Annotated in this window: 11 protein-coding genes; 1 reads left to right on the top strand and 10 read right to left on the bottom strand. The window is 51.1% G+C overall.

Features of this window, described 5'->3' with window-relative positions; translation table 11 throughout:
- Positions 1-211: 211 nt before the first annotated feature.
- Positions 212-913, bottom strand: a complete 702-nt coding sequence (pyrF, locus tag ABFA30_RS11370; RefSeq protein WP_225788203.1) for an orotidine-5'-phosphate decarboxylase — start codon at positions 911-913, stop codon at positions 212-214.
- A 182-nt stretch (positions 914-1,095) separates the two neighbouring features.
- Between pyrF and ABFA30_RS11365 the strand changes: the two genes are divergently transcribed.
- Positions 1,096-1,263, top strand: a complete 168-nt coding sequence (locus tag ABFA30_RS11365; RefSeq protein ID WP_084854939.1) for a DUF2897 family protein — start codon at positions 1,096-1,098, stop codon at positions 1,261-1,263.
- A 51-nt stretch (positions 1,264-1,314) separates the two neighbouring features.
- On the opposite strand, the gene ABFA30_RS11360 is transcribed toward ABFA30_RS11365, so the two are convergent.
- The 9 genes from ABFA30_RS11360 to ABFA30_RS11320 all read right to left on the bottom strand — a co-directional run bounded on the left by ABFA30_RS11360 (position 1,315) and on the right by ABFA30_RS11320 (position 10,370).
- The gene (locus tag ABFA30_RS11360; RefSeq protein WP_410045444.1) at positions 1,315-1,662 is read right to left on the bottom strand and encodes a ComEA family DNA-binding protein; all 348 of its coding nucleotides are present in this window, start codon (positions 1,660-1,662) and stop codon (positions 1,315-1,317) included.
- Positions 1,663-1,839: 177 nt separating this feature from the next.
- Complete coding sequence (gene rfbA, locus ABFA30_RS11355) at positions 1,840-2,721, bottom strand: glucose-1-phosphate thymidylyltransferase RfbA (RefSeq protein ID WP_410045443.1); 882 nt, start codon at positions 2,719-2,721, stop codon at positions 1,840-1,842.
- Positions 2,722-2,726: 5 nt separating this feature from the next.
- Positions 2,727-3,623 (bottom strand): dTDP-4-dehydrorhamnose reductase, encoded by an 897-nt coding sequence (rfbD, locus tag ABFA30_RS11350; RefSeq protein WP_410045442.1) that lies wholly within the window; start codon positions 3,621-3,623, stop codon positions 2,727-2,729.
- The gene (rfbB, locus tag ABFA30_RS11345; RefSeq protein WP_410045441.1) at positions 3,620-4,690 is read right to left on the bottom strand and encodes a dTDP-glucose 4,6-dehydratase; all 1,071 of its coding nucleotides are present in this window, start codon (positions 4,688-4,690) and stop codon (positions 3,620-3,622) included. The genes rfbD and rfbB overlap by 4 nt, the downstream gene beginning before the upstream one ends.
- A gap of 172 nt (positions 4,691-4,862) precedes the next feature.
- Positions 4,863-5,408, bottom strand: a complete 546-nt coding sequence (gene rfbC, locus ABFA30_RS11340; protein ID WP_410045440.1) for a dTDP-4-dehydrorhamnose 3,5-epimerase — start codon at positions 5,406-5,408, stop codon at positions 4,863-4,865.
- A gap of 17 nt (positions 5,409-5,425) precedes the next feature.
- Entirely contained in the window at positions 5,426-6,664 is a 1,239-nt protein-coding gene (locus ABFA30_RS11335) for an O-antigen ligase family protein (protein ID WP_410045439.1), read from the bottom strand.
- Positions 6,665-6,687: 23 nt separating this feature from the next.
- Positions 6,688-8,070 (bottom strand): undecaprenyl-phosphate glucose phosphotransferase, encoded by a 1,383-nt coding sequence (locus ABFA30_RS11330; RefSeq protein ID WP_410045438.1) that lies wholly within the window; start codon positions 8,068-8,070, stop codon positions 6,688-6,690.
- A gap of 104 nt (positions 8,071-8,174) precedes the next feature.
- Entirely contained in the window at positions 8,175-9,101 is a 927-nt protein-coding gene (locus ABFA30_RS11325; protein ID WP_410045437.1) for a glycosyltransferase, read from the bottom strand.
- Between the two features lie 45 nt (positions 9,102-9,146).
- On the bottom strand, positions 9,147-10,370 hold the full coding sequence (locus tag ABFA30_RS11320) for a glycosyltransferase family 4 protein (RefSeq protein WP_410045436.1): 1,224 nt from the start codon (positions 10,368-10,370) through the stop codon (positions 9,147-9,149).
- Positions 10,371-10,373 lie beyond the last annotated feature (3 nt).

Raw genomic sequence — 10,373 nt, 5'->3', positions numbered from 1 at the left:
AACACATTTTCGGCAAAGCGGCTCAACGCCCCAGAGCGGTTCGACTCCGGGGAGTGCCTTGCTGTGTACAGGAAAAAAGCAAGACCAGGCCTGAACGCGTGGCGTGAGAAATTGCTGATGTATAGACGCGATAATAGCGATCTGGGGGCAAAGGGAAAAGCCCATGCAGCCCCCACTCCGGCATTGGCAAGGCGCCGATCCTGGGTAAGGATCAACCGCGGATTTCAGCCACCACCGCCGCCAGCGCCTGGGCCGGGTCGCTGGCCTGGCTGATCGGACGGCCGATCACCAGGTAGTCGGAACCGGCATCCAGTGCCTGGCGTGGCGTGAGGATCCGTCGCTGGTCATCCTGGGCACTGCCGCTGGGGCGAATGCCCGGCGTCACCAGTTGCAGCGCCGGATGCGCCGCCTTGAGCGCCGGCGCCTCCAGCGCCGAGCAGACCAGGCCGTCCATCCCGGCTTTTTCGGCCAGCGCCGCCAGGCGCAGCACCTGCTCCTGCGGCTCGATATCCAGGCCGATGCCCGCCAGGTCTTCCCGCTCCATGCTGGTCAGCACGGTCACCCCGATCAGCAACGGCTGCGGCCCGCTGCGCTTGGCCAGTTCCTCACGGCACGCCGCCATCATGCGCAGGCCGCCGGAGCAGTGCACGTTGACCATCCATACCCCCATCTCGGCCGCGGCCTTCACCGCCATCGCCGTGGTGTTGGGGATGTCGTGGAACTTGAGGTCGAGGAATACCTCGAAGCCCTTCTCGCACAGGGTCTCGACGATCCCCGAGGCGCTGCTGGTGAACAGTTCCTTGCCGACCTTTACCCGGCACAGGGCCGGGTCGAGCTGGTCAGCCAGCTTCAGAGCGGCCTCACGGGTGGGGAAATCCAGGGCGACGATCAAGGGCGTCTGGCAGGCGGACATGGGCAGGGTCTCTTGGCAAGTCGAAAACGGCGCGCATTGTAAACGATGTGGCGGGGGCTTTGGGGGCCATGGGTCATGAGAATTGGCCCAGGGGTGGTCGGCTCCTATAATTGAACCAAAGGATGCAAGAATCGCTCGAACCTCGTACGAGCGTTGCCATCCCCGGTCTACAGGAGAACATCATGCCCTGGTATGCCTGGTTGATACTGATCATAGCCCTTGGCTCGATCGTTGGCGGGTTGTTGCTGTTGCGGGATACGGCGAAGAAATTGCCGTTGACCGAAGAGCAGTTGAAGAAGATCCATGAACGCAACGCCGAGATGGATGCCAAGGAGGCGAAGGATCGTTGAGATCCTCTTCTCGATGGGCCGACCCGCGTGGGCCGGCCATTACCCTGCCTGTTACTCCGCTACCACCAGCTTGTCACGGTTACGCTCCAGGAGCGCGTTGCCGATACCCTTGATTTCCAGCAACTCGTCCACCGAGGCAAAGGGGCCGTTGGCCTCGCGGTAGGCCACGATGGCTTCGGCCTTGGCCTTGCCGATGCCGTTCAGCTCCTTTTGCAGGGTTAGGGCGTCGGCGGTGTTGAGGTTGATTCTTGCGGATTGAGCGTCTGCTGCCGAGGCGACCGTTTGGGTAGTGGTTAGCTCGGTTGTCGGGACAGGGGTGGCGTTCGGGGCGGCGCTGAGGGAAAAGGACAGGCCGGTGAACAATGGGAGGAAGAGGTAGGAAAGGATGGTGTTGCGCATGAATCATCACTCCTGTGGATATAAGTTTGCTGGGCAGCGTTTCCTGGCTGCCATGACAAAACTAGCTTCTCAGGAGCGAGAACGATACGAGGGAATGGTTACTGGATTAGACGTCACATTTTATTGCCCACTCCAACACGAAAAGTCGTACAGGGAGCGGGCAATATACATCGCTAATTAGTAGATCTTGTCTTGCAGTAAACGCTTAAGGTATTGCCCATAACCATTCTTCGCCAGAGGGGCAGCCAACGCTTCAAGCTCTTCTGCAGCGATCCATCCTTGACGGAAAGCGACCTCTTCCGGGCAAGCCACTTTCAATCCTTGGCGACGCTCAATGGTCGCAATGTACTGACTGGCCTCTAGCAAAGAGTCATGGGTACCGGTATCCAACCATGCATAACCACGTCCCATGATCTCGACCGACAGTTTGTTTTGGTCTAGGTAAGCCCGGTTTACATCAGTAATCTCCAGCTCTCCCCGTGCGGAAGGCTGGATGCTCTTGGCAATTTCAACAACATCCTGATCGTAGAAATACAACCCAGTCACTGCATAGCTGGACTTCGGCTGCAGAGGCTTCTCTTCGAGGCTGATGGCTTTACCCTGCAGATCGAACTCAACAACGCCATAGCGCTCCGGATCATGCACATGGTAGGCAAAAACACTGGCACCTGTTGTACGGCCCCTGGCATTACTCAGGAGGAGCTGAAAATCATGGCCATAGAAGATATTGTCGCCCAGCACCAAGGCTGACGGATCACTACCAATGAATTCCTCACCGATGATAAACGCTTGCGCCAAACCATCGGGCGAAGGTTGAACGGCATAGGAAATGTTCAGGCCCCATTGTTGGCCATCGCCCAACAACTGCTCGAAACGTGGCGTGTCTTGCGGCGTGGAGATGATCAGGATGTCTTGGATCCCCGCCAACATGAGCGTAGTCAGAGGGTAATAGATCATCGGCTTGTCATAGACCGGCAGCAGTTGCTTGGAAATCGCCAACGTCGCGGGATGGAGTCGAGTACCCGAGCCACCGGCCAAAATGATGCCTTTGCGTTTCATTAGCGTTATTTCCCTTGTATTTCCGTCAGCATCCGCGCTACGCCCTGTTGCCAACCAGGAAGCTGCAGACCGAACGCGCTCTCAAATTTATGCGTGTCAAGACGCGAATTCGCCGGCCTTCTTGCTGGCGTAGGATAGGCATCGGTGGTCAGGGGGGTGACCGCCTCAGCTGCTACTTTCAGCGGCATGCCAGCGGCTGCAGCCTGCTCCAGCACAAAACGGGCATAGCCACACCACGTAGTCTCCCCCGCAGCTGCAAGATGATAGAGCCCGGCAAGCGCCGGTTCATGCCGAGTCGCAACGATGGCATGCGCTGTCACATCAGCAATCAGTTCAGCCCCGGTAGGAGCTCCGAACTGATCATCGATTACTCCAAGGCTGTCACGCTCCGTGGCCAGCCGCAGCATAGTGCGCGCAAAGTTGTTGCCGCGTGCAGCATAAACCCAGCTGGTGCGAAAGATCAGGTGCGCACAGCCCGAAACCAAGATCGCCTGTTCACCCGCCAATTTGCTATGGCCGTAGACATTCAGTGGCCCGACTTCATCCGTCTCTTGCCAAGGGATTACGCCGTTCCCGGGGAAGACATAGTCGGTCGAATAATGCACCAGCAAAGCGCCGGAGGCCGAGGCGGACTGCGCAAGTACTTCGACAGCCTCCGCGTTGATACGGTAGGCCTGCTCCCGCTCAGACTCCGCCTTGTCCACCGCAGTATAGGCGGCAGCATTGACGATGACATCCGGCGCCCAGGTCTGGACCGTATGTGCCAAACCAGACAAATCGGCCAGATCACCACAATAGGACCCGCTCCGCGAATTGAGCGCCAAGATTTCACCCAAAGGTGCCAGGCTGCGCTGCAGCTCCCAACCAACCTGGCCATCTTTGCCCAGCAGCAGGAGCTTCATACCGTTCGCCCACCATAGTTTTTCTCCACCCAATCACGGTAGTTGCCGGATTGGACATTCTCCACCCACTCCCAGTTATCCAGGTACCACTGCACGGTCTTGCGGATACCGCTCTCGAAGGTTTCTGCTGGCTTCCAACCCAGATCACGCTCCAACTTACGGGCGTCGATAGCATAGCGGCGATCATGACCAGGACGATCGGTAACGAAGGTGATCTGCTCACTGTAAGCCTTGCCATCAGTGCGTGGGCGCAACTCATCGAGCAAGGCGCAAATCCGGTTGACGATCTCCAGGTTCGGCTTCTCGTTCCACCCGCCGACGTTATAGACCTCTCCCACCTTACCGACCTCCAACACGCGGCGGATGGCGCTGCAGTGGTCTTTGACATACAGCCAATCGCGGATCTGCTGGCCATCGCCATAGACCGGTAGCGCCTTGCCAGCCAGGGCATTGACGATCATCAGGGGGATGAGCTTTTCCGGGAAATGATATGGGCCGTAGTTGTTGGAGCAATTGGTGGTCAATACCGGCACCCCGTAGGTGTGATGGTAGGCACGAACCAAGTGGTCGCTCGCAGCCTTGCTCGCCGAATAAGGGCTGTTCGGCTCGTACTGGTGACTTTCAGTGAAAGCTGGTTCATCGACGGTCAAGGAGCCGTACACCTCGTCCGTAGATACATGCAGGAAGCGGAAATTTTGCTGCGCTTCGCTCTCCAAGCCTTTCCAGTGACCTCGTACCGCCTCCAGTAAGCGGAAAGTACCGACGATATTGGTCTGGATGAAATCCTCCGGACCATGAATCGAGCGGTCCACATGCGATTCGGCAGCGAAATTGATCACCGCCCTTGGCTTGTGCTCTGCCAATAGACGCTGCACCAAATCGAAATCACCAATATCGCCCTGGACGAACAGGTGCTGAGTGTTATCTTCCAGGCTCACGAGGTTCTGCAGGTTGCCTGCGTAGGTGAGCTTGTCCAAATTGATCACTGGCTCATCCGAGTGAGCCACCCAGTCCAGTACGAAATTCGCGCCGATGAAGCCGGCTCCGCCGGTTACCAAGATAGTCATTTTTCAGATCTTTTCAGTTATTTCACGAAAGGGATTGAGGAGACTGCCTTGTACCCAGGGACTGGGCTTCGACATCCTGCCAATGAACAGTCACATGGGCCCTTCAGGCTCCCACATAAATCCATCCAGTCAGAGATATTCTCTGCCAGCGTTCCAGTCATGGGCGCCATATTCAGTCAAACAGGTCCGCGTCGCCGAGCAGCTTACCGACTTTGTCCTTGTCCGAGAGCAATGGTTCACCAACCCAGGGCCACTGAATGGCAACATCAGGGTCATCCCACGCCAAGCAACGCTCGTGGGCAGGGGCATAGTAGTCTGTGGTCTTGTATAGGAACTCGGCAGTCTCGGAGAGCACGATAAAGCCGTGCGCAAAACCTTCCGGGATCCACAATTGATGCTTGTTTTCCGCAGATAGATGGGCACCGACCCAACGGCCAAATGTAGGGGATGACCGACGCAGGTCTACAGCGACGTCGTACACCTCACCCTCCACTACACGTACGAGCTTTCCCTGGGCGCTCTGAATCTGGTAGTGAAGACCACGCAGGACGCCCTTGGCAGAGCGGGAGTGATTGTCCTGTACGAAGCTTATAGGTTTGCCGACGGCACCTTCGAAGACGCGTTGGTTGAAGCTTTCGAAAAAGAAGCCACGAGAGTCCGCAAAGACGCGAGGCTCGAACAGTATAACATCTGGTAAACTTAGAGGTATCGCCTTCATAAAAAGCCTTCAACAAGTTAACTGCTGGTTTTTTTATTTGGGACTGCCAGTAATACAGCAACTGGCAACCAAAATACCGTCCAGTAATCCCCAGGTCGAGTAAATACTCGTTCAACATCCGTCAACATGGAAACTAAAGCAAAAATCAGCGCGGGGAAAGCCAGCCGAACCCACTGACTCTCACGCAGACACCAAGACTTATAGCACAACGCTAATAGTCCTGAGAGCATAAGCCCAAGAGAGATCAGGCCACTGTCATAAATTTGCTGCAAGAAAAGGCTGTGAGCATGAGGCGAGATCATTTTACCATCAGGCCATAAGTACTCAAATGGCGTACCTAAGCCATACCCAAACAACCAATGCCCAGACATGATATCAAAATAATAGGCCCAGATCGGTCCGCGACCAGACAACTGACGAGTTTCAATCTCAACAATTATCTGATCCCAAAGCACCACCGAAACCCCCAGCGCCCCTAAAACACAAAGCCCCATACCCCACATACCGCGCTTGGACTTATGCATTATTACAGACGCCACACAGCCGGCTAAAATCGCGAACCAAGCACCTCGGCTACCGGTCATCAGTACATAAACAACTAAAACAGAGAACGCCATTAGCCAAATCAAGGCCTGTTTATTGTCAGTCTTCCTGTCTAGGGCTATACCCATTGCCCAAATTGCGACAGCGCCATTAAAAATCCCCGCAGCTACCGGCCAGCCATAGTTTGCGATATCTCCAATACCCATACGATCTATTCGAAAGGCACGATACCCCATAGGCTTTCCGAGGAAGCCATATTGATAAATCAAACTCACTAAAGCCCCGAGAGCAACCATAAACACAGATGCCAACAATGCACGTCGAAACATGGTTTCGTTTCGACTCATGAGCAAGTAGATGGCCACTAAATAGAGAAAAATAAAAAAGCCACGCTTGGCCAACGAAAGAGCATCAGATTCAGCACTGGAGGCCCACAGAGTACTGAGCGCTACCCACCCGAGAAATAGCAACCACGGCACGTACTGAAAATCAGCCCTGCAGTCGCTTCTAACAATCAATTTATAAATCAAAAAAACAAGCGCAGGCAATAGAAGCCACAAATAGACCTGAGTATTTCGAGCACTACCCGAGACAATCCAAACCTTACCACTAACCTGCACAAAAAAACCAATAGCCAACATCCAACCCAAAACAACTTGCCATTTCACACTGAAAAAAAAACGTTCCCTCAAGCCCTGCTGACGACTGCTCATGCTTTTCTCCCCACAGGGCTCAATCAGTATGCGTTCTTATTTATGAAGCCCTTAAAAACCGTCATAAAAATGATTCTCAAATCAAGCCAGAGGGACCAATTATCAATATACCAAAGGTCATACTCAACCCGCTTTTCCATTTTTTCAAGGGTGTCAGTTTCACCCCGATAACCGCTAACTTGGGCCCATCCCGTGATACCGGGCTTGACCTTATGCCGCTGCATATAGGACTCAACCAGGTCCTTATAATACTCGTTATGTGAAAGCGCATGTGGCCTAGGCCCAACAATCGACATCCGTCCTTGTAAAACATTGAAGAACTGCGGTAACTCGTCCAAACTAGTACGTCGCAAAAACGCTCCAACTTTCGTTACACGAGCATCATTACGTGCCGCCTGAGTTACACCACTCTCCCTATGGACAACCATGGACCTAAACTTATAGACCTTAAATTTTTTCCCATTAATGCCGGTTCGGTGCTGTTTAAAAAGCACGGGGCCGGGTGAAGAAATCCGCACTGCAATTGCGATAAAAATACAAACCGGAAGGATCAAAACACTAATTAACCCACCGACAATCAAGTCCTCCATTCGCTTGACAACCCGAGCCGGTCCGTCAATAGGACTACAACTTAAGTCAATCGCATAATTCCCTGCAACATACGAAACCTTGTGATTGAGAAGACGCATGTCCTCCCAGTCAGGAATAAATCGAACCGCAACGGTATGATTACGAAGTGCATATAGAATCGATTTAATTTGCCCTCCCTGATTTAGAGGGAGACACAACCAAACCTCATGAACACCAAGCTTTTCCACTTGCTCTACAAGTTTTTTTTCCCAAGACTGATCCTCTTTATCAAAAGCCAATCTAGAAACCACATGAAAACCATCTTCTTCTAATGTCTTTCGGCCACCAAACTGACTCATAAGCTGGCGCCCCGAATCGACCAAAAGAATGCTTTTTAAATTAAAACCTGAGCTTCGAATCTTTCTCAGGAACATATATATAGCAAAACGCAACATCACACATAGCCCAGCACCAACAAGCAACATAACGCTGAACCAAATACGGGAATAATTTTCGGAAACTTTTAAGAAAAAACTTAATGAGAGTAAAGCGCCTGCAGCACAGGCCCAACTTACAACAAGGAAACCCAGCTGCTGCCAAAAAGACCGACCTCTTTGCGAACCATAAACTCCAACAAACGCCAAGCATACAACAACAACTATCGCAGTTATCATTGTAGCCATACTATAGCGCCCAGTCATTTCAAAACTCTGAAACCGATAATGGTGCGCAAATAGCCCAGCCCCTAAAACAATCAACATATCCAAAAGCGCAAACAAAAAAGAAACCGGATAGCGTTCTGCAAAAGTTGGCTGATATTTAGGTGCAGCTCTCATTTTTTTATAAAATCCTATTCCAGCTTTGAATAAGCACTAAAATATAGCTCAAGCACAAGACAGTCAGTTCTTGGGCCATCGTAAAGCTTCACTAAGCGGCACATCTAAAAACCTTTTGAATGAGAGCCATCCCAATATCGCTTATGCATACTTAACTTTCTGGAAAGAGCTACCGGAAATTTACCTTCATTTTTCCCCAGCTTAAATCCAAGAAGCTTAACTGCATTACGAAAAATTGCTACCGGCCAATAGTAAACCCTCTTCCAACCTAGAAATTCTAACTCAGACTTTACAAAACGCAAGCCTTCGCCAGATGCCCCCCCAAAAGCAGCAGAGATCCAGCACTCCCTTGCATGAAAGACCCCTTGGTCAAAGTAGCGTGAAAACTCCTCTCTAATGGTGTAGTTGTGTGAGTGCCTACAAACCGCATCTCCTGCATAATAAATCTTCCAACCCGCCTGCAGCATTTTGGCTCCAACATACATATCCTCTGACAAAATCACATGATCAGGGAAACCACCCGCATCCAACAATGCTTGGGCACGATATGCAGAAAACGAATTAGACATAAAAGGAGTCTTAATTCCAAGTCTGGGTGCATCCGACAAGGACTTTAGCACTGATTCAGGAGGGTAATTGAAAAGTCTTGCATGTTGAGCCAATAAGTTGGCGTCATGATGAGGAAGCTGCCGACCGCAAACAGCACCAACACTTGAGTCCACAAATGGACTCACAATATTTCTTATCGCATCAGGATCTTCTAAATATGCATCCTGAGTGAGAAACACGTATACATCATAATCCGCCAGCCTAGTGACCATCCTCTGCCGGGTACCACCGTGATTGAACTCGCTACTTTTTATTACTAATAGATTTTCAACTCTACTTTCAGCCAGCTCTTTAGTACCATCCGAAGAGCTTGAGTCGACAACATACAAATCAAATCTATAGCTTTGTTCCTCTAATGAATCTAGCAATCTTGAAAAATCTGAAACACCATTATACGTAGGTACTATACATGCCACGCGCATATTAGCTTACTCCCCCACTCTTGAAGCAAACAAAGCCCTAATAATTTATAACGGCGCCTTGACTAAAATTGCATTATAGCACGCCACCAGCTCAGCAATATGTCGCTCAAGTGTAGGGGGAGCTTTCCAATAATCCATGTAAGATGCAGCTCCCATAGCGTCAGCGGTCTGCGGAGAATCCAAAAGCCTTTTGATTGCGGATTCTAAAGAAAAAACATCACCCGATTTAAATAGAATCCCAGTCTTTCCATCAACGATATAATCTTTGCCTGCGCAAGCGTCTGAAACGATGCACGGAATACCTAGTGCAGCAGACTCCGCAACTACCATGCCCTGGGTCTCATATAGGTAAGAAGGAAATACTACAGCCCTGGAGTTCCGTATAATGTCAGGTATAGCCTCCCGCTCTAACCAACCAGTAAACTCAGCACGAGGGTTGACTGCTTGAAGCTGCCGGGACAGATCACCTCCGCCCACAAACCGCGCTTGAACTCCTAGGTTTTGTGCGGCCTGGGCAAATAGTTGTGCTCCTTTTTCTGGCGAAAATCGACCAACGTAAGTGAAGACGTCAGACGCGCTTGGCTTAGCTTGAGGGAGCCTCTCAATATCAATGGGATTAGGCACATGCCAATATTTAGCGCTGACCGGTAAATATTCTTTGAGGATTTCTAGGCTAAAATCAGAGACATAAATAAAATTTTCAAGTTTTTGGGGAATACCAACTTTATTGGTTACAACCTGTCTCGCAAAGCGCCATAATTTTTGTGGATAGCTCCTAGAGTCACAGTGACTCATAAGGCAAGACGTAGACATAGCCTTCAACTTGCATACGGATGAGCTCTGATAATTATAGAAACCACCATTCGGACAAGCGGTAAAATAATCGTGAAGCGTTACAACTATCGGTATATTCCGTTTAAGAATTGCACCAACAGAACTGCTTGTAAGAGCCTTAACCCAACTATGCACATGGGCAATTGTATCCTTCGGAGAGAAGGACTCTAAAAAACTATGCAGCTCCTCAGAAACCCTTTTATTCCAAAGACCAACAGTAGCAGCCTTGACCTTACTAGGGTGCGAAAGAAGGTCATACTGTTTTAGATCCAACAGTGTTATATTGGGGTGCTCTAACTCCTTAGCCGCAGGTCCAACTGCATAGATATAATGGACTTTGTAACCAACGTCAGCCAACCCCCTGGCACTCGCAATAGCAACTTGGGCAGCGCCACCCTGGATGCAGGCATAATCGTTAAAAATTAAAATATTCATAAT

Origin of the sequence: Pseudomonas sp. HLMP, from assembly GCF_046365545.1 — a bacterium.
GTDB classification, from domain to species: Bacteria; Pseudomonadota; Gammaproteobacteria; order Pseudomonadales; family Pseudomonadaceae; genus Aquipseudomonas; species Aquipseudomonas guariconensis_B.
Note: the sequence above shows the minus strand (reverse complement) of the source record. Positions and strands in the feature narration are given on the sequence as shown.